General features: G+C 67.5%; 17 protein-coding genes. 6 read left to right on the forward strand and 11 right to left on the reverse strand.

Annotated elements, in window-relative coordinates:
* Positions 1–21: 21 nt before the first annotated feature.
* Together gyrA and gyrB are read right to left on the reverse strand one after the other, a co-directional pair.
* Positions 22–2,574, reverse strand: a complete 2,553-nt coding sequence (gene gyrA / locus C438_RS15850; RefSeq protein ID WP_004970677.1) for a DNA gyrase subunit A — start codon at positions 2,572–2,574, stop codon at positions 22–24.
* Position 2,575: 1 nt separating this feature from the next.
* Complete coding sequence (gyrB, locus tag C438_RS15855) at positions 2,576–4,495, reverse strand: DNA topoisomerase (ATP-hydrolyzing) subunit B (RefSeq protein ID WP_004970678.1); 1,920 nt, start codon at positions 4,493–4,495, stop codon at positions 2,576–2,578.
* A gap of 287 nt (positions 4,496–4,782) precedes the next feature.
* On the opposite strand from gyrB, the gene C438_RS15860 reads away from it, so the two are divergent.
* Together C438_RS15860 and C438_RS15865 are read left to right on the forward strand one after the other, a co-directional pair.
* Positions 4,783–7,179: a DNA topoisomerase VI subunit B gene (locus C438_RS15860; RefSeq protein ID WP_004970679.1), complete on the forward strand. Its 2,397-nt coding sequence runs from the start codon at positions 4,783–4,785 to the stop codon at positions 7,177–7,179.
* Positions 7,179–8,279 (forward strand): DNA topoisomerase IV subunit A, encoded by a 1,101-nt coding sequence (locus C438_RS15865; protein WP_004970680.1) that lies wholly within the window; start codon positions 7,179–7,181, stop codon positions 8,277–8,279. Before C438_RS15860 ends, C438_RS15865 begins: the two co-directional genes overlap by 1 nt.
* Positions 8,280–8,285: 6 nt before the next feature.
* On the opposite strand, the gene C438_RS15870 is transcribed toward C438_RS15865, so the two are convergent.
* From C438_RS15870 to ligA, 5 genes are all read right to left on the reverse strand, one after another.
* Positions 8,286–8,528 carry a hypothetical protein gene (locus tag C438_RS15870; protein WP_004970681.1) on the reverse strand — a complete coding sequence of 81 codons (243 nt, stop codon included), beginning with the start codon at positions 8,526–8,528 and terminating at the stop codon, positions 8,286–8,288.
* A 79-nt stretch (positions 8,529–8,607) separates the two neighbouring features.
* Positions 8,608–9,441: an alpha/beta fold hydrolase gene (locus C438_RS15875; protein WP_004970682.1), complete on the reverse strand. Its 834-nt coding sequence runs from the start codon at positions 9,439–9,441 to the stop codon at positions 8,608–8,610.
* Positions 9,442–9,558: 117 nt separating this feature from the next.
* Entirely contained in the window at positions 9,559–10,266 is a 708-nt protein-coding gene (locus C438_RS15880) for an MBL fold metallo-hydrolase (RefSeq protein WP_004970683.1), read from the reverse strand.
* 109 nt (positions 10,267–10,375) lie between these two features.
* Entirely contained in the window at positions 10,376–10,726 is a 351-nt protein-coding gene (locus tag C438_RS15885; RefSeq protein ID WP_004970685.1) for a hypothetical protein, read from the reverse strand.
* Positions 10,727–10,797: 71 nt separating this feature from the next.
* Positions 10,798–12,555: an ATP-dependent DNA ligase LigA gene (gene ligA, locus C438_RS15890; protein WP_004970687.1), complete on the reverse strand. Its 1,758-nt coding sequence runs from the start codon at positions 12,553–12,555 to the stop codon at positions 10,798–10,800.
* A 118-nt stretch (positions 12,556–12,673) separates the two neighbouring features.
* Between ligA and C438_RS15895 the strand changes: the two genes are divergently transcribed.
* Positions 12,674–14,203 (forward strand): hypothetical protein, encoded by a 1,530-nt coding sequence (locus C438_RS15895; RefSeq protein WP_049918173.1) that lies wholly within the window; start codon positions 12,674–12,676, stop codon positions 14,201–14,203.
* A gap of 120 nt (positions 14,204–14,323) precedes the next feature.
* Positions 14,324–14,701: a hypothetical protein gene (locus tag C438_RS15900; RefSeq protein ID WP_004970692.1), complete on the forward strand. Its 378-nt coding sequence runs from the start codon at positions 14,324–14,326 to the stop codon at positions 14,699–14,701.
* Positions 14,702–14,811: 110 nt separating this feature from the next.
* Here C438_RS15900 and psmB read toward each other — a convergent pair whose 3' ends face one another.
* Together psmB and C438_RS19790 are read right to left on the reverse strand one after the other, a co-directional pair.
* Positions 14,812–15,543, reverse strand: coding sequence for a proteasome endopeptidase complex subunit beta (gene psmB / locus C438_RS15905; RefSeq protein ID WP_004970694.1), 732 nt, complete (start codon positions 15,541–15,543; stop codon positions 14,812–14,814).
* Between the two features lie 148 nt (positions 15,544–15,691).
* Positions 15,692–15,865, reverse strand: coding sequence for a hypothetical protein (locus tag C438_RS19790; RefSeq protein WP_004970695.1), 174 nt, complete (start codon positions 15,863–15,865; stop codon positions 15,692–15,694).
* Positions 15,866–16,205: 340 nt separating this feature from the next.
* On the opposite strand from C438_RS19790, the gene C438_RS15910 reads away from it, so the two are divergent.
* Both C438_RS15910 and C438_RS15915 read left to right on the forward strand, forming a co-directional pair.
* Entirely contained in the window at positions 16,206–16,565 is a 360-nt protein-coding gene (locus C438_RS15910; RefSeq protein WP_004970698.1) for a DUF555 domain-containing protein, read from the forward strand.
* 155 nt (positions 16,566–16,720) lie between these two features.
* Positions 16,721–17,260 (forward strand): CBS domain-containing protein, encoded by a 540-nt coding sequence (locus C438_RS15915; protein WP_004041437.1) that lies wholly within the window; start codon positions 16,721–16,723, stop codon positions 17,258–17,260.
* Between the two features lie 49 nt (positions 17,261–17,309).
* Here the strand turns inward: C438_RS15915 and C438_RS15920 are convergent, their stop codons facing one another.
* Both C438_RS15920 and purM read right to left on the reverse strand, forming a co-directional pair.
* Complete coding sequence (locus C438_RS15920; protein WP_083900032.1) at positions 17,310–18,614, reverse strand: cytochrome P450; 1,305 nt, start codon at positions 18,612–18,614, stop codon at positions 17,310–17,312.
* A gap of 72 nt (positions 18,615–18,686) precedes the next feature.
* A complete protein-coding gene (purM, locus tag C438_RS15925; RefSeq protein WP_004970703.1) occupies positions 18,687–19,661 on the reverse strand; it encodes a phosphoribosylformylglycinamidine cyclo-ligase in 975 nt (324 codons plus the stop codon).
* Positions 19,662–19,941: the final 280 nt, after the last annotated feature.

Raw genomic sequence — 19,941 nt, forward strand, 5'->3', positions numbered from 1 at the left:
TCGTCGGGAGTCGGAGCCGACCTACTCGTCGTCCGCGGGTTCGGCGTCGCCTTCCACGTCGTCGAGTTCCTCGGCCTCGGTCGTCATCGCGGCCGGAATCACGTCGACGGAAGCGACGTCGTCGCCCTCGTCGAGGTCCATCACGATGACGCCCATCGTGTTGCGGCCGACCGTCGAGATGTCCTCGACGGGCGTCCGGAGAATCTGGCCCTCGTCGGACATGACGACGAGGTGGTCGCCCTCGCCGACGGTGTTGATGGCGCAGACCGGGCCGTTCCGCTCGTTGGTCTTGATGTCGATGAGCCCCTTGCCGTTTCGGGACTGCTTGCGGTAGGCGTCGAGGTCCGTGCGCTTCCCGTAGCCGTTCTCGGTGACGGTGAGCACCCAACTGTGGTGTTCCTCGTCGATGGCGGCCACGCCGGCGACCACGTCGTCGCCGGTCAGTTTGACGCCGCGGACGCCGCGGGCCGACCGGCCCATCGCGCGCACCTCGTCCTCGTCGAAGCGGATGGACATGCCCTGTTCGGTGCCGATGACGAGGTCGCTTTCGCCGTCGGTGACCTCCACGTCGACGAGTTCGTCGCCCTCGTCGAGTTTGGTGGCGATGATGCCCGTCGAGAGGATGTTCTGGAACCGGTCGGTGCCGGTCCGCTTGATGTAGCCGTTCCGTGTCACCATCGTCAGGTAGCCCTCGATGTCTTCGAGGTCGTCGCAGTTGACGACGGCCGTAATCTCCTCGCCGTCGTCGAAGTCCAGCAGGTTGACCGCCGACTTGCCGCGGGCGGTCCGTGACATCTCGGGCACTTGGTAGGCCTTGAGCTGGTAGACCTGTCCGTGGTTGGTGAAACACAGCAGGTCGTCGTGGGTGTTCGTGACGAACACCGACGAGACGTTGTCTCCCTCCTTGAGGTCGGTGCCGATGATGCCCTTGCCGCCGCGGTGTTGGGCGCGGAACCGAGACACCGGCATGCGCTTTATGTAGTCGTCCTCGCTGACGACGACGACCACGTCCTCCTCGGGGATGAGGTCGGCGCGGGTGACCTCGCCGGTGTTGGCGACGAACGAGGTCCGCCGGTCGTCGGCGTACTCGTCTTTGATGTCGAGCAGTTCGGACTCGATGACCGCGTCGAGTTCCGACCGGTCGCCGAGGATGGTTTCGAGGCGCTCGATGGTCGCTTGGACGTCCTCGTACTCGTCTTCGATTTCGGCGGCCTCCATCGAGGTGAGCGAACCGAGTTGCATCGAGACGATGTGGTTGGCCTGGTCTTCGGAGAAGTCGAACGTCGGGAGCGGCGCGCCGTCGACTTCGACTTCGACCTCGCCGCGGAGCGCGGCCTTCGCGTCGTCGCGGCTCTCGGAGTGCCGGATGGTCTCGACCACGTCGTCGATGTTGTCGAGGGCCTTCAGGCGGCCTTCGAGGATGTGCGCGCGGTCTTCGGCCTCGGCGAGTTCGTACTCGGAGCGCCGGCGGACCACGTCGCGGCGGTGGTCGAGGTAGTGTTCGAGCGTCTCCTTGAGCGTCAGCACCTGCGGCTGGCCGTCGACGAGCGCGAGGTTGATGACGCCGAACGTGGATTCGAGGTGGTTGTCGAGAAGCTGATTCTTGACGACCTCGGCCATCGCGCCGCGCTTGAGTTCGATGACGACGCGGATGCCGTCGCGGTCGGACTCGTCGCGGATGTCGCGGATGCCCTCGATTTTGCCCTCGTTCACGTCGTCGGCGATGCGCTCGATGAGGCGGGCCTTGTTCTCCTGATACGGGAGTTCGTTGATGACGATGCGGCCCTCCTCCTCGAACACGTCGTAGTCGGCGCGGACGCGGACGCGGCCGCGGCCCGTCTTGTACGCCTTGTGGACCGCGTTGCGGCCGACGATGTTCGCGCCGGTCGGGAAGTCGGGACCCTTGACGTGTTCCATCAGGTCCGGGATGGTCGCCTCGGGGTTCTCGATGAGTTCGACCGTGGCGTCGATGACCTCGCCGAGGTTGTGCGGCGGGATGTTCGTGGACATCCCGACCGCGATGCCGGACGAGCCGTTGACCAGCAGGTTCGGGAACGACGACGGGAGCACGGTCGGCTCCTGTTTGCGGTCGTCGTAGTTCGACTGGAAGTCGACGGTGTCCTTGTCGATGTCGTCGAGGAGTTCCTCGGCGATGGGGGACATCCGCGCTTCCGTGTAGCGCATCGCGGCCGGCGGGTCGCCGTCGACGGAGCCGAAGTTCCCCTGCCCGTCGACGAGCGGGTAGCGCATGGAGAAGTCCTGCGCCATGCGCGCGAGGGTGTCGTAGATGGCGGAGTCGCCGTGGGGGTGGTAGTCACCCATCGTCTCGCCCACGATGGACGAGGACTTGCGGTGCGACGAGTTGGAGGTCACGCCGGCCTGATGCATCGCATACAGGATGCGCCGGTGGACCGGCTTCAGGCCGTCGCGAACGTCGGGCAACGCCCGGCCCGCGATGACCGACATCGCGTAGTCGATGTACGACTGCTCCATCTCGTCTTCGATGCGCGCGTTCTTGACTTCGGCCGCGATACCCGCGCCCGGTTCGAAAGAATCTGGTGCGTCAGAACTCATATTAGATGTCTACCCATTCGGCGTCGTTCGCGTGGTCCTTGATGAACTGCTTTCGCGGCCCGACGGCGTCGCCCATCAGGATGTTGAACATTCGGTCGGCGGCGGCGGCGTCCTCGACGGTGATGCGCTTGAGGACGCGGTTCTCGGGGTTCATCGTCGTGTCCCACAGCTGGTCGGGGTTCATCTCGCCGAGCCCCTTGAACCGCTGGACCTGCGTGGGGTTGCCGTTGCATTCCTCCTCGATGATGCGGTCCCGCTCGGCCTCGTCCATCGCGTCGTAGGTGTTGCCGCGGTAGCGGACGCGGTACAGCGGCGGCTGGGCCGCGTACACGTAGCCGGCCTCGATGAGCGGGCGCATGTGGCGGTACAGGAGCGTGAGAAGGAGCGTCCGGATGTGCGCGCCGTCGACGTCGGCGTCGGTCATCAGGATGAGCCGCTGGTAGCGCGCCTTCTCGATGTCGAACTCGTCGCCGACGCCGCCGCCGATGGCGGTGATGAGCGCCCGTATCTCGTCGTTTTCGAGGATGCGGTCGAGGCGGTGTTTCTCGACGTTCAGAATCTTCCCCTTGAGGGGCAGAATCGCCTGGAACTTGCGGTCGCGGCCCTGCTTGGCCGAGCCGCCCGCGGAGTCGCCCTCCACGATGAACAGTTCGGACTCCGAGGGGTCGCGGCTCTGACAGTCCGCGAGCTTCCCCGGGAGCGCGGTGGATTCGAGCGCGGACTTGCGGCGGGTGAGCTCTTCGGCCTGCTTTGCGGCCTTTCGGGCGCGGGCGGCCTCGACGGCCTTCGAGATGATGGCCGTCGCCGTGTCCGGGTTCTCCTCGAAGAACGTCCCGAGCTGTTGGTGGGTGACGCTCTCGACGATGCCGCGGACCTCGGAGTTACCGAGCTTCGTCTTCGTCTGGCCCTCGAACTGCGGGTCGGGGTGCTTGACGGAGATGACGGCGGTGAGCCCCTCGCGAACGTCCTCGCCGCGGAGGTTGTCGCCGTCGAGGTCGTCCAGCATGTCGTGGGTGTTCGCGTAGTCGTTGACGACGCGGGTGAGCGCCGTCTTGAACCCGGTCAGATGCGTGCCGCCCTCGCGCGTGTTGATGTTGTTGGCGAAGGCGTGAATCGACCCCTGTAGCTCGTCGGTCGCCTGCATGGCGATTTCGACCTCGATGCCCTCCGACTCGTCGTCGTAGTAGATGATGTCGTCGTGGAGGGCCGTCTTGGTCTCGTTGAGGTACTCGACGAACTCGCGGATACCGCCCTCGAAGCGGAACGAACTCGACTCGTCGGTCCGCTCGTCGGCGAGCGAAATCTCGACGCCCGAGTTGAGGAACGCGAGCTCGCGCAGGCGGTTTTCGAGCGTCTTGAAGTCGAACTCGGTCGTCTCGAAGATACCGTCGTCCGGCCAGAATCGGATGGTCGTCCCGGTGTCTTCGCCGGGTTCGAGGTCGCGGACGCGCTCGAACTCGTCGACCTGCGGCTCGCCGAACTCGAAGCGGTGTGTCCACACCGCGCCGTCGCGTTTGACCTCGACTTCGAGCTCGCTCGACAGCGCGTTGACGACGGAGACGCCGACGCCGTGGAGGCCGCCCGAAACCTGGTAGGACTTGTTGTCGAACTTCCCGCCGGCGTGGAGGACGGTCATGATGACCTCCAGCGCGGGTCGGTCGTACTGTTCGTGCGTATCTACCGGAATCCCGCGGCCGTTGTCGGTGACGCTGACAGAGCCGTCCTCGTGGAGGGAGACCTCGATGGCGTCGCAGTGGCCCGCGAGCGCCTCGTCGATGGAGTTGTCGACGACTTCGTAGACGAGGTGGTGGAGTCCGCGAGAATCGGTGGACCCGATGTACATCGCCGGACGCTTTCGAACGGCTTCAAGCCCTTCGAGGACCTGAATCTGTCCGGCCCCGTACTCGTTATCCTGAGACATCTGAACAGGCCTAGGATAGCCCGTCCCTTAAAGGCTCGCACGCGCGGGCGCGAACTACTTACTGGAGTCCCGCGTAGCGGTTTTCGACACCGGTGATTCCGACTGCTTACTGGAGTCCCCGCCCGGGGGATTCCGACTGGCTGACTCTCGTTTCGTGGGTGACTCTGTATAACACGGCTCGGCGTTCGGTTGCGAACGGCCCTCGAAGCGCGTCAATGCCGGGATTTCACTTTCACTCCGTTGCCGGTGAGTACTTAACGCGGGACTGGGTAGATGCGCATCAGGAAATGACCTCGTTCCAGTCGACACTCGGTGACGAGCCGGGGATCGCAGAGGAGCTGGCGAAGGGCCAGCGGGAGATCTCCATCGCCGAGTTCTTCGAGAAGAACAAGCACATGTTGGGCTTCGACAGCGGAGCCCGCGGGTTGGTCACCGCCGTCAAGGAGGCGGTGGACAACGCGCTCGACGCCACGGAGGAGGCGGGTATCCAGCCCGACATCTACGTGGAAATCGCCGAGGCGGGCGACTACTACCGCCTCGTCATCGAGGACAACGGGCCGGGCATCACGAAAGAGCAGGTGCCCAAAGTGTTCGGGAAGCTCCTCTACGGCTCTCGCTTCCACGCGCGCGAACAGTCCCGCGGCCAGCAGGGTATCGGTATCTCCGCGGCGGTCCTCTACTCGCAGTTGACGAGCGGGAAGCCCGCCAAGGTGACGAGTCGGACGCAGGGCTCGGAGGACGCCGAGTACTTCGAACTCGTCATCAACACGGACCAGAACGAACCCGAGATTCGCACCGAGAAGACCACCTCGTGGGACCGCCCCCACGGCACGCGCATCGAGTTGGAGATGGAAGCCAACATGCGCGCCCGCCAACAGCTTCACGACTACATCCTCCACACGGCGGTCGTCAACCCCCACGCCCGACTCGAACTCCGGGAACCCGGCCTCGACGAGCCGATGAAGTTCGAGCGGGCGACCGACCAGCTTCCGAAGCAGACCAAGGAGATTCGCCCCCACCCCCACGGCGTCGAACTCGGGACGCTCCTGAAGATGCTCTCGGCGACCGAGTCGTACTCCGTCTCCGGCTTCCTCCAAGAGGAGTTCACCCGCGTCGGCGCGAAGACCTCCGACAAGGTTCACGACGCCTTCCGCGACCGGCACTTCGGCCGCGAGATGACGTGGCGGACGCCCGACGCGACCGAGGCGGCCGACCTCGTCGCCGTCGTCGAGGACGCCGTCGCCAACAAGGGCAAGGAGGCGACCGCGGCGTTCGCCGAGGAACTGGTCGATATCGTCGTCGGCAAAGAGCGCATCGCCCACGGCGAACTCGTCACCATCGTCGAAAACGTCGCCGAGACGGTCGGCGAGGAGACCGACACCTCGTTCGGCGAGACGGTCCGCGAGAACGTCGTCGAGGCGCTGTGGCCCGCCCTCACCGACGACCGCGAGGGCGACGTGTACGCCATCGTCGACGACGTGACGACCACGCAGAAAGACGACGCCGGCAAGCTGTCGATGGCGCGCTCCATCGCCACGCAGTTCGCCGAGACGACCGGCCCGGCCGACCGCGCCACCCGCGACGACGTGGCCGAGTTCGTCGCGTGGGCCGCCGAGCGAACGAAAGAACGCGAGGACGAGACGTACGGCGAGACGGCCCAAGAGAACATCGCCGACGCCGTCTGGTCGCGGATGCGCACCGTCTCCGACGACGTGCCGAAGGTCCGCGAGGTCGCCGACGACCGCGACGTGGCCCGCGACCTGCTCGACGCGATGCGCGAGACGGACATCCTCGCGCCGCCGACGGACTGTCTGTCTCCCATCTCGGCGGAACTCGTCGAGGCCGGCCTGCGAAAGGAGTTCGACGCCGACTTCTACGCCGCGGCGACCCGCGACGCCGAGGTCCACGGCGGCGACCCGTTCATCGTCGAGGCCGGTATCGCCTACGGCGGCGAACTGAAGTCCGAGGGGAAAATCGACCTGCTCCGCTTCGCCAACCGCGTCCCGCTCGTCTACCAGCAGGGCGCGTGTACCATCACCCACGTCGTCAAGGACATCGGCTGGCGGAACTACGGCCTCGACCAGCCGGGCGGTAGCGGCATGCCGAACGGCCCCGCGGTCCTCATGGTCCACGTCGCCTCCACGAACGTCCCCTTCACGAGCGAGTCGAAAGACGCGCTCGCGGACGTGCCGGCGATTCAAGACGAGGTCGAACTCGCCATCCGCGAGGCGGCCCGCGACCTCAAATCGTACCTCTCGAAGCGGCGGTCGCTCCAGAAGCGCCGCGAGAAACAGGACGTGCTCGGTCGCATCCTCCCGCAGATGGCGACGAAGCTCTCGGAGGTCACCGGCCGACCCGAGCCCAACATCGACGGCGCGCTCGGCCGCATCATGAACAACCTGACCGTCGAGCGGGCGGTCGACGACGGCGAGGTGACGCTCACGGTGACGAACCACTCCAACACGAACGAGTCGCCGGACATCACGGACATCGTCTCGGCTGAGCCGACCGGCCTCGACGGGGAGGCGACGGTCGTCGACCTCGACGGGGAGTGGTTCGTCAAGTGGAACCCCGAGGTGTCGTCCGGTGACACGGCGACGCTCACGTACTCGGTCGCACAGGACGCGTCGTTCGACATCAACGTCGACGGCGTCGAGACGGAGAAACTCACGGTGAACGTATAATGGCATCCGAACGGCAGACATCCGAGGAACGCGCCCGCGAGCGTCTCATCGACCTCGCGGCGGAGTTCTACGACCAGTTCGACGCGGGGGAGATTCCGTACATGACGCTCCCGACGCGGACGAAAAGCAACATCGAGTACGACGAGGACGCCAACGTCTGGGTGTACGGCGACCGGACCTCGAAGCGCTCTGCGAACAGCGTTCGGGGGGCGCGAAAGCTCCTGAAGGCCGCCTACACCATCGAGTTCCTCGCGCGCCAACTCGACGAGGACCGCTCGTCCACCCTGCGTGAGCTGTACTACATCTCCGAGTCGTGGGACAACGAGGAGGCGCACTTCTCCGACCAAGACGAGTCCAACAAGCTCATCGAGGACTTGGAAATCGTCAGCGAGGTCAAGCGCGAGGACTTCCACATGCGCCCGGAGGAGTCCGGCGCGAAGCTCATGGGGCCCCTCAAAATCCGCGAGCAGACGAACCGCGGCGACCGCGAGATTCACTGCCAACTGGACGTGGGTCAGGGCGGCTACCAGATTCCGAACAACCCCGACACCATCGAGTTCCTCGACCACGACATCGACTTCGTCATGTGCGTCGAGACCGGCGGGATGCGCGACCGCCTCGTCGAAAACGGCTTCGACGACGACTACAACGCGCTCGTCGTCCACCTCGGCGGCCAGCCGGCGCGCGCCACCCGGCGTATCACGAAACGCCTGCACGACGAACTCGACCTGCCGGTCGTGGTCTTCACTGACGGCGACCCGTGGTCTTACCGCATCTTCGGCTCGGTCGCCTACGGCTCCATCAAGTCCGCGCACCTCTCGGAGTATCTCGCCACGCCCGAGGCGAAGTTCGTCGGCATCCAACCGCAGGACATCGTGGACTACGACCTCCCGACCGACCCGCTCGCGGACTCCGACATCAACGCGCTCCAGTCCGAACTGGAGGACCCGCGGTTCATGGGCGACTACTGGACCGAACAGATAGAGCTCCAACTCGACATCGGCAAGAAGGCAGAACAGCAGGCGCTGGCCTCCCGCGGTCTCGACTTCGTGACCGACGAGTACCTGCCGACGCGCCTCGACGAGATGGGCATCATCTAACCCCGGTCACTCCCGGTCGTCGCTTTTCTGCCGCTCCGCTCCGGACTGATTGAACAGTGCCACGATAGTGAACCCGCCGTAGAAGCCGAGGGTGTGAATCACTACCTCGGTTGCGAACTCCGCGGTGGTTCGGACGGGTTCGATGTGAAAAAACAGCGCGTCGGTCGTCACGACGACGAGCGTGACGACGAGACAGACGAGGAGCCGACGGACGCTGAAAAGCGGGCTCGACCGGAGGGCGTCGCGCATGGCGGTCCGACGGCCGCCCGCTGTATGAGTCTGTTGCCGCGAGAGTGTTTCGGGGGGCGCCGCCGCTTCCGGAGGGCGGTTACGGATACAGGCCTTTGCCGCGGAACCCGTCGAAGTAGTGCCTGACGACGCCGTTCAGCGTTCGCGGCTCGCTCGTGGCGAGGTTGTGACCCGCTCCGGAGAACAGCGCGAGCGTCGCGTCCGCGACGCCGTCTTTGAGTTCCCGAATCCGCGGCTCGGGAAAGAGTCGGTCCGATTTTCCGGCGGCGACGAGCGTCGGCGCGTCGATATCGCCGAGTATCTCCCGGGAGTCGTGTTCGAGACAGGCCGTACAGGAGACGACGGCGTCGGCGGGGACGGCGGGTCGGAGGTCGACCACCCGGCCGGCCGCCTCGATGAGCGCCGGGGCGACCGTCGCTTCGAGGCCGGTCGCGGACTCCCGTTCCGCGTCGGCGACGACTTCTGCCCAGTTGCCCTTGCCCGCCAGCGAGCGCCAGCGCGTCACGACGTTCTCGCCGTGGCCGCCGAGTCGCGTCCCGGCGGAGACGACCGCCAGCGAGTCAACGTAGTCGCCGTAGTCGGCGGCGAGATACTGGGCGACGAGGCCGCCCATCGAGACGCCGATAACGTCCGCCGGCCAGAGGTCCTGTTCGTCGATGACGCCCGCGTAGCCCGCGGCCATGTCGCGCGTGGTCGACCCGACCGGGAGGTGTCGCGGCCGGCCGACTACCCACACGTCGCGGTCGTCGAACTCGCGGAACAGACCGGCGAGCGCCATCGCGGTTCCGCGGTTCGGGTCGATGCGCTGGAAGGCGTCGGAGAGGCCGGGAAGCACCACGAGCGGGTCGGCGTCGGCGTCGCCGAAGCGGTAGTAGGGCCGCCGGCCGCCGAGCATGCCGTAGTCGAGGTCCATACCCGAACCGACGGCCCGGCGCGGCAAAATCGTTCGGTCCGTTCGCCAGTCCGTCCGACTGTCCGGTTGTCTGTCTGGCCGTCCGGTTGTCCTGCTGTCCGCCCCGCCGTCGCCGTCTCAGACTTGCTCGGGGTCGTCGAGGACGACCGGGATGCCGCGGTTCGCCACGTCCACGACGAAGGCGTCCGGGTCGGTTTCGAGAAGCGGGATGGTGTTGTAGTGAATCGGGAGCACGAGGTCCGGGTCGAGCGTCTCAGCGAGGTCGGCGGCCTCGCGGCGGTCCATCACGACCGAACCGCCGATGTTGGCGAGGAACAGCGACACTTCGAGGTGTTCGTGGCCCGGAAGCACGTCGGAGTCGCCGGGCCAGAAGACGGTCCGGTCGGCGATAGAGATGTGGAAGCCACAGCCGAATCCGCGGGGGTGGACCACGTCGCCGTCGCGGAGGTGGGGTCCCTCGGGGTCGTTGAACGCCGGGAGCGACCACACGTCCACCTCGCCGACGGTCAGGTGGTCCTCCTCGCCGACGCGGACCGTCTCGTAGGGGAGGTCTTCGACCGGCACCACGTCGCGGTCGATGGTCGCGGCGTCGACCCCCTCGAACGCGACGACGGTCGCGTCGGCGTCGGCGACCTGCTCGATGGCGCCGGAGTCGTAGTGGTGGTTGTGCGTGACCAAAATCAGGTCGCCGTCGCGGGCGTAGTAGTCGTCGAGGACGCCGTAGCGGCCGGGGTCGAAGTAGACGACGAAGCCGTCGGGCGACTCGATTCTGACGGTCGCGTAGCCGAGCCACGACACGTCGAGGCCGTCGTGTTTGATGGTCATACCCGACACCTCGAACCGAGGGGTCAAAAGCGCGGCTCTCGGTGAGGGTCGGTCGGTGCGGACGGGTGGCGGGTGGTGGGTGGCGGGTTGCGGATGCGCGGGGTCCCGCTCAGACGAGCGTGTCGCGCAGGACGCCGAACACGACGAGGCTCCACAGGAACAACCCGGCCCCGTAGAACAGGAGGGTGACGCGGAGCGAGGTGTCCGTCTCCACGGGGGACCACAGTCCCGCGTTCGAGACGACTCTGTTCGTCCCGCCTTTCTCGCCCGCGTGTTCGACGTTGCTGGGCCCCATCTGACCCACGGCCCCGCCGCCGAGCACGACGAGCAGTACGCCGACGCCGGTCAACCCGAGCATGTACATCCCCGAGTGCGTGGCGAAATACACCCCGCCGACCGTGAGCAGACCGAGGAAGCCGGTGTAGAGGACGACCGGCTTCCAGAGGGCGTCAAGATTCATGGGGAACCACCGTCCGAAGATGTCGACGCACAGATACTATATCTCTTTGGGCGACCCGCGGCGAGCGTCACTCACTGCGACTCGGCCAGTCGCTCGACGCGCGCCAGCGAGTCGGCCGTTTCGGCGGTCTTGTCCTCGCGGACGGTGACGAACCGCGGGAACCGAAGCGCGTAGCCCGAGGAGTACGTCGGCGACGCCTGTATCTCCTCGTAGCCGACCTCGAAGACGACCGACGGGCGGATGTCGACCTCCTTGCCCGCCTCGCGTTCGATTTCGGGTTCGAGGAGGTCGGTCAACTCGGCCAACTCCTCGTCGGTGATGCCCGTGGCGACCTTGCCGATGGTCTCGAAGGCGTCGTCGCCCGAGTCGGCTTCGACGCGGGCCGAAAGCAGGAACGTCCCGAGGAACTCCGCGCGGCGGCCCTCGCCCCACTCCGCGCCGGTGACGACGAGGTCCAGCGTCTCCACGTCGGGCTTGCGCTTCAGCCAGTTCTTCCCGCGGTCGCCCGGTGAGTACGGCGCGTCGGGGTTCTTCAGCATGATGCCCTCGTGGCCGGCGTCGAGGGCGTCGGCCTCGTAGGCGGCGATTTCCTCGGCGTCGTCCGAGAGGAGGAGGTCCGAGACGGCCGCCGAGTCGCCGCCGAGGACCGCGGTCAGTCGGTCGTGGCGGGCGGAAAGCGGGTCGGTGAGGAGGTCGTCGCCGCCGGCGTGCAGGCAGTCGAACGCCCGGAGTTCGACGCGGACCTCCTCGCGCATCCGCCCCACGTCGTGCTTGCGGCGGAAGCGTCGGAGAATCTCCTGAAACGGGAGGGGTTCGCCGTCGTCGTCCATCGCCACGACCTCGCCGTCGAGGATGACGGGTTCGTCGACCGCGTCCGCGACGAACTCGACCACCTCGGGGAGCGCGCCGGTCACGTCCTCCATGTTGCGCGAGAACAGCGAGACCTCGCCGTCGACGTCGCGGTGGACCTGCACGCGCGCGCCGTCGAACTTGGTCTCGACCGCGGCGGTCTCCCACTCGTCGAGCGCGTCGGCGGCGGTGCCGGCCTGCGCCAGCATCGCCTGCACGGGGCGGCCGACTTCGAGGCGGACCCCGTCGAGGCCGGCTTCGCCCTCGTCGCGGGCGAGTTCGGCGACCATGCCGTAGTCGTTCGACACCTGTAGAGCGCGGGCGACGGCGGCGATGGCCTCGTTCCGGCTCGTTCGGGCGGCGTCTTCGGTCTCCGAGTCGGCGTCGTCGTCGCGGATAGCGGCGGCGTCCGCGGGGTCGACCAAGAACGCCTCCGCGACGGCGTCGCGGACGGTTCCCTCGCCGACGCCGATGCGCATCTCGGAGAGGACGAGCCGCGCGAGGAAGCGCGCCTCGTCGGGGTCGGTCCGGTTGAACAGGCCGTAGAGCGTCTTGAGCTTCGTCTCCTCGCTCCCCGAACCGGAGGCGGCCGCGAGGGCGCGGAGCTCCGAGTCGACTTCGGCGACGGTCAGGCCGTCCTGTCCGCCCGAGCCGAAGGCGGCGAGGCCGCGCTGGCCGCCGAAGTCGTAGCTCGCGGCGACCGCGCCGATTTCGCCGCGGTCGGCGAGGCGGTCTTCCACGTCGTCGGCCGAGACGTTCGGGCCGGCGGCGCGGGCGATGGCCTCGTGGCAGAGCCGCGGGCCGATGTCGAGCGTGGTCGAGTCCCACGCGGGGAAGACGCGACCCTGGACGAACCGGGCGACCGTCGGGAGGTCGTCGCCGGCGTCGCGAAAGAGGTCTGAGAGGAGCGAGACGACCGCGAGGTCCGCTGGCTCGGCTTCTATCTCGGCGGCGCGGGCGGCGAACTCGGCGAACTGCATCGTCCGTGGGTATCGCCGCGCGGGGCAAAAGCGTCTCGACAGTCGTCGGGGTTGTGATTCGCTACCGAACGTCCGGAGTGCCGGGAAGTTGAAGGCGTTCGACGCCGGAACGCCGGGTATGAGCGACGACCTCGCAGAGCGCGTCGAAGACGTGCTCGCGGTCGACGCGGCCGAGTTCGAAGCGCAAGCGAAAGCCGACGCGGAGGTGCTCAAGCGCGAACTGCGCGAGGGGACCTTCGACAACCACCAGTCAATCGTCGGCTTGGAGTACGAGTTCTACGCCGTCTCCGACGGTCGCTGGTCCGCGAGCGAAGACGACGTGCACGCGCTCATGCGGGTCCCGCGCCGACTGCTCGGCCTCATGGGATTCGAGAAGGAACTGGGGCTCCACAACGCCGAGATGACCACGAGCCCCCAACCGCTGAACCCCCACGGCCTCCGCGCGCAGGAGTCCGAGGTCCGCGCCCGACTCGACGCCGCGCTCGACTGCGCCGCCGCCGAGGGGATGCGACTCGTCTCCGACGGGATGTGGAGCATCCCGCCGGCCGGCGAGAGCGCCCGCGAGTACCTGACCGACTCCGTCACCGACGGGGGCGTCCGCCTCGCGACGAACATGAGCAACTCCGTGCGGTATCACGCGATGGCCAACGGGCCGACCGCCCCGGCGTCGTTCACGCTCGACGCGCCGCACGTCTCGCTCGAAGCGGACACCGTGATGCCGGAGGCGCTCATCACGTCCATTCAGCCGCACTATCAGGTCCCGCACGCCGACGACCTGCCGTACCACTTCAACTACGCGCTCCGGGTCGCCGGCCCGCTCCTCGCGCTCGGCGTCAACTCGCCGTTCTTCCCCGCCGACCTCTACGACGAGGACGCGACGGCCGACGAGATTCTCGCCGACGGCTGGGACGAGAACCGAATCGCGGTGTTCGAGTCGGTGCTCAACTCCGGCGACCACGAGAAGGTCGCCTTCCCCGGCGACCTCGACACCGTCGAGGACGCCGTCGACCGCGTCGTCGAGGACTCCACGATGGTCCCCATGTCGGTCGAACGCGGCGACCGGTTCGACGACGACTTCGCCACGCTCCGCCGGAAACACGGCACCTACTGGCGGTGGGTCCGCCCGGTGTTCGACGGCGCGTCCCGGTCGTCGGCCAACGCCCGCATCGAGTTCCGCCCCATCGCGGGCCAGCCGACCGTCCGCGACTCCGTGGCGTTTCAGGCCGCCTTCGCGGGCCTCATGGAGCGGCTCCCCCGACTCGACCACCCCGTCATCGACCTCGACTGGGAGGCCGCGGAGGAGAACTTCTACACCGCGATGCGCGAGGGCCCCCACGGCGACCTGCGCTGGATAGACGTCGACGGCGACGAGGCGACCGGCGCGGACCTCTACGAGGACCTGCTCGTCCACGCGCGCGACGGGCTCCGGCTCGCGGGCTGTTCCGAGGAGGAGGCCAACTACTACCTCGAACCCCTGCGAAAGCGCGTCGAGACGGGCGTCACGCCGGCCGACTGGAAGCGCGCCCGCGTCGGCGACGCGCTCGACGACGGCGGCGACTTCGAGGCGGCGCTCCGCGAGATGCAACGCGAGTACGTCGAACGGCAGTCCGACTCGCTCCTCGAAGGCGCGTTCTCGGACTGGCTCTGAGGGAGCCGTTCGCCCCCGTTCTCGGGTCAGCGACGGCGCTCGGGGCCGTTCTCGTCGGTCGCTGACGCTCTCGCGTTTTGTCGGAGCAATAACTATTATCGCGTCCAGCGAAGACCGCGTATGGTCTCCCGTCGGACGAAAGCGGTCGCCCAACTCGGTATCGCAGTTCTCACCACGGTCTGGATGGTGTCGATGCGCCGTCTGCTCCGCTCCAGCGACGACGAGTCGCACGAACCGACGCCGCTGTCGCCGAGCGGGGTCGCCGTCGGCTGGGCGTGGGGAATCGGACAGGTGTGGGCGTACGACCGCGATAGCTGGGGGGTTCGTACGAGCCGGCGTCGCGGGATGGCCGTCAGCCTCGTCGGTATCGGGGTCCAGCGCCGACTGCTCCCCCGCACCGAGTCGTTCCAGTACAGCTTCGGGCTCGGGCGCGTCCTCGGCGTGGTCGTCTACCGGACGTGGTACGGACTGTTGCGGCCGCTTCCGGGCGACGACTGAGTGAGAACTGCGGCCGGGGGTGTTCCGTCGCGGGAGTCCCACTGCGAGAGTCCAGCCGGTCCCGCCGGTGGGAAATCGAAAACGAAGAGAAACCGCCGACTGCGGGCGACTTATTCGAGGCCTTCGAAGTTCTGGTGGCGCTGGATGTCGACGCCGTCCTCGGTGACGACGGCGATGTTGATGCCGTTACCCGAGGCGAGGTCGCGCTCGACCGCAGAGCGGATGGCTTTCGTGGCGACCTGCTTCGCCTCGTCGATGCTGAGGCCGTCTTCGAACTCCTGTTCGAGCACACCGAGGGCGTACTGACTGCCGGAGCCGGTGACGGTGTACTCCTCTTCGAGGATGGAGCCGGCGGGGTCGATGCTGTAGATGTGCGGGCCGGTCTCGTCGACGCCGCCGAGGATGGGCTGGACGACGTAGAACCCGCCCGAGCGGAGGAAGTTGCCGACGAGCGTCGACAGCGCCTGCATGCTCATGTCCTCTCCGCGGCGGGCCTCGTAGAGTCGGACCTCGGCGCGGAGGGAACTGATGAGCGACTGGGCGGCCGACACGGAGCCGGCGATGGTCAGCGCGCCCGTCGGGTGAATCTCTTCGACCTTCTGGACGTCCTTCGAGGAGACCATGTAGCCCATGCTCGCGCGCATGTCGGTCGCGAGGACGACGCCGTCTTCGGTCTTGATACCGACGGTGGTCGTTCCGGTCTTCGTCTCTTTGTCTCCGAGCTCGTCGGCGCGACGCTCGGCGTGCGGGAACTCGCCGAGCTCGGGGCCGAACACGTTCGAGCGGTCGCCGTTCAGCGAGTCGAGACGGCCGGAGAACTCGTCGTGAGTCGGGGTACGCATTGTCAGCGATTGCACTTCGGCGCTGATAAATGCAACCCTTCACCTCGCCGTTGCCGGTGCCAAAGCGTCAGACGCGCGTCGGCGGCGGCCGCGCGGGGCGGTCGCTCGCGGCGAGCGGCGTCGGAAGGAGGGAGTCGCGCGAGTCGGCTTAGCGACCCGCGGCGCGTTCGTAGGCGGTTCCGGTCGTCTCCACGAGCCGGCGAATCGGGAGGGTCACACCCATCCGGCGAGCGGCGAGCGCGATGGGGAGGAGCGCGATACCCATCGCGACCGATAGCTGGTAGGCGGCAAACAGGACGTACTTGGTTAGGCGGGGAATCATCACCGTGTCCTCAGTGGAGGCTCGGGGGGTGCCAGTATATAAATCTTCTCTCAGCCGGGTGCGCAATACCCCGACGCTGTCTGCCGATTAAAGCGCACTTGTCTCTACTCCAACTAGACCGACTATTCGGCGTGGGTCGCGCGTGACCCGCGGAGGGCTTTTCCATAAGTTATAGCGATTATCGCCGTGGCATGCGCGGGTCCCGCGCGCTCCGGTCGACCAGTGGGAGTGTCGCAGATTCGAACGCGTCGCGACCGGCGCGCGCGCCGGGTGTGTGAATCCCACGCGCCCCGGCGCTCGAACCACAAGACACGAAACCCCACCGGCGCGTAACGTGTGTATGAGCAACTATCTCGTCGCGATGGAGGCGGCCTGGTTGGTCCGGGACGTAGAAGACATCGACGACGCCATCGGCGTCGCGGTCAGCGAGGCCGGCAAGCGACTCAACCAGAAGGACAAGGAGTACGTCGAGGTCGAAGTGGGCGCGACGCCCTGTCCCGCCTGTGGCGAACCGTTCGACTCCGCGTTCATCGCGGCCAACACCGCCCTCGTCGGCCTGCTCCTCGAAATCAAGATTTTCAACGCGGACGGCGAGAAGCACGCCTCCCGCATCGCGAAAAGCGAGGTCGGCGGCGCGCTCCGCGACGTCCCCCTCGACGTTATCGACATCCGCGAGTTCGACTCCGACGAAGACCAGTAACGCCGCGCCGTCGCGCCCGGCCGCACCGCGTCGCGCCGACCACCGCACTCGGGGCGACCACCGACACGAGCGACCGATTTTCGCGGCGCCCGCGACGCTCCACCCCCGGTGAGCGACCGGAACACTTTTTCATAACTACGGGTTATCACTCCGGCATGGAACTCCCCACGCCCCAAGACCTCAGGGAACGGCGGAACTCCCTCGAGTTGACGCAGAGCAAACTCGCCGACATGGCCGGCGTCTCCCAGCCGCTCATCGCTCGCATCGAGGGCGGCGACGTCGACCCGCGGCTCTCGACGCTCCGGCGCATCGTCGAGGCGCTGGACGAGGCCGAAGGGCGCATCGTTCGCGCGGAGGACATCATGAACACGACCGTCCGGAGCGTCGCCCCCGACAACTCCGTCCGCGAGGCGCGCGACATCATGCTCGACGCCGGCTTCTCGCAGTTGCCCGTCATCGAGAACGGCCGGCCGCTCGGCATCATCTCGAACGCCGACATCCGCCACGTTCAGGAAGACGACGTCACCGACCGCCCGGTCAACGAGGTCATGTCCGAGGGCGTCACGACCGTCGAACCCGAGACGACGCTGGACGAAATCGGCGTCTACCTCGACCACAACTCGGCTATCATCGTCGTCGAGAGCGGCGAGACGGTCGGCATCATCACCGAGGCCGACATCGCGGCCCACATCTGAGGCGGTCCCCGACACCGGCGACGGCTCTCCGGCGCACGTCGCTTCGGACTCAGCGCCGCCGGACGACGAGCGGCGTCTCGCCCCTCGGTTGGGTCGTCATCTCGGGCGTGATTGCTAACTCACCGTCGCCGCCCCAGTCGAGTTCGAACTCGCGGAGGACGGTCGCGAGCACGATTTTCGCCTCCGTGAGCGCGAACGCCCGACCGAGACAGCTCCGCGGCCCGGCCCCGAAAGGCAGGTAGGCGTAGGCGGGTCGGTCGCTGTTCTCGTCCCACCGCTCGGGGCGGAACGCGAGCGGGTCGTCGTACCACCGCTCGTCGCGGTGGATGCGGATGATAGAGAGGTGGATGTCCGTGCCCGCCGGGATGACTCGGTCGCCGGTCGGAAACGGCTTCGCCGTCTCCCGCGGGAGCGTGTGGACCGGCGGATAGAGCCGTATCGTCTCCCTGATGACGCGTTCGAGCACCGGGAGGTCTCGGGTCGCGTCGGCGGTCACGGGGCCGTCGCCGACGACGCGGTCGACCTCGTCGGCGGCGCGCTCGCGGGCGTCGGGGTGGGTCGCGAGCAGGTACAGCGCGTAGGTGAGCGCGAGCGCGGTCGTCTCGTGGCCGGCGAAAATCATGCCCACGAGCTGGTTCTCCAGCGACTCGACGGTCGCCGGGTAGTCTGCGTCGCTCCCGAGCGCGTCGGCGAGGCGGCGCGTGAGGCTCTCCTCGTCGGCGGTCTCGACCAGTTGTCGGACCTCCTCGCGGAGGACGCGGTCGGCCCGGTCGAACCGGCATCGGCTCGGCGTCGGCACCCACGACGGCAACACCCACGACGCGGGCGCGAAGCGGCCGTTGAGACCGTCGGCGGCCGACCGAATCCGCTCGTCGCCGTCGCGGTCGAGTTCCCGGCCGAGGATGGTGGCGAAGATGATGTCCAAGGTGACCGCCTTCATCTCGGCTTCGAGCGACAGCGTCCCCGAGTCGGGCCACGTCCGCAGGCGGCGCTCGACCTGTCGGCGCATCACGGACGCGTAGTCGTCGACCCGCTCCCAGCGGAAGAAGGGCTCTAGCTCGTCGCGCTGTCGCCGCCACTCGTCTCCTTCGGCGGCGATGACGGCGTCGCCGAAGGCGGCCTCGAACTCGCCGCCCTTGACGATTGAATCGCGGTCGGTCACGAACGCCCGCTCGAAGTGGTCGGGGTGGGCGAGGACGTACAGGTCGTCCATCCCCACCACGTCGAGTCCGACCGCGTCCTCGACGCCGTGGTCCGCGAGGAGGTCGGCGACGAAGCCGAACGGGTCGGCCGCGAAGCCCACTGTGTGGCCCACGAACGGGAGGCCGCTCGGTGTCGGTGGCGGTGAAGTCACATCCCCAGTACAGCGAACATCGATAAAATACTGCTTCTCATCGAACAGTTCGATTCGGCGCTCGGTCGGGCCTCAGAGGTCGAGTCCGCGAATCGAGACGCCGTCGCCCGCTTCGACGCGGCCGATGACGCGGCCGTCGGTCGCCTCGACCAGCGCCTCGGCGTTCGCCTCGGGGACGGCGGCGACGAAGCCGGTGCCCATGTTGAACGTCGTGTGCATCTCCTCGTCGGAGACGCCGCCGCGTTCCTGGACGAACTCGAACACCGGCTGGGGGTCGAACGCGTCGTCGACGACGTAGCGGAACTCGCCCATGCGTTCGAGGTTGGTCCAGCCGCCGCCGGTGACGTGGGCCGCGGCGTTGGTCTCGGCCGCTCGCAGGTCGTCCAGCAGGTAGGTGTAGAGTCGCGTCGGTTCGAGGAGCGCCTCGCCGACGGTGTCGTAGTCGTCGCCGTCCCACGCGTCGTCGTAGTCGCCGTCGGCCGTCGCGGCCTTGCGGGCGAGCGTGAGGCCGTTCGAGTGGATGCCCGACGACGGGAAGCCGACGAGCGCGTCGCCTTCCTCGGCCTCGCCGGGGAAGATGGCGTCTTTCCGCGACAGTCCCGCGCAGGTGCCGGCGAGGTCGAGGCCGTTGATGACCTCCGGCATGACGGCGGTTTCGCCGCCGACGAGTTCGATGTCGGCCTCCTCGGCACCCGCGGCGAGGCCCTGACCGACCTGCTCGGCGAACGTCTCGTCGGGCGCGTCGACCGCGAGGTAGTCCACGAACGCGACGGGCCGGACGCCGGCCGCGACGAGGTCGTTTGCGTTCATGGCGATGCAGTCGATGCCGACCGTCGAGTAGTCGCCGAGCGCCTCGGCGACGAGCAGTTTGGTGCCGACACCGTCCGTGGCGAGCCCGAGGTAGCGGTCGCCGATGTCGAGCAGGCCGGCGTAGTCGCCCGACCCGCCGCCGACCTGCGCGACGAGCGCCGCGGTCGCGGCCTCGCTCGCCTCGATGTCGACGCCCGCGTCGGCGTAGGTCATCCCGTCGGAGTCGTCGTTCGTCATGTTCGTGTACGAGATAGGCCGAAATATAAAATCACAGGGTACGAATCATACACGTTCTCGCATAGATGAGCGTTCGCCGGCGGCCCGGCCGACGACGGAGGGACGGGACGCCGGCGTCGCCCGCGCGGTTACCCACTTCCTGCCGGCCGCGCGCGCTCCGCGACGCCGCCCGCTACGACCCTCCTAATCGTCGGCTTCCGGGGCGTTGTTATCGAATAATCGACAACTATTGCAATATTTGCGAAAAAGCACGAGACAAGAGAATAAACTTTCTCGGACG

This window comes from Haloferax denitrificans ATCC 35960 (assembly GCF_000337795.1).
In the GTDB taxonomy this organism is placed as follows: Archaea; Halobacteriota; Halobacteria; order Halobacteriales; family Haloferacaceae; genus Haloferax; species Haloferax denitrificans.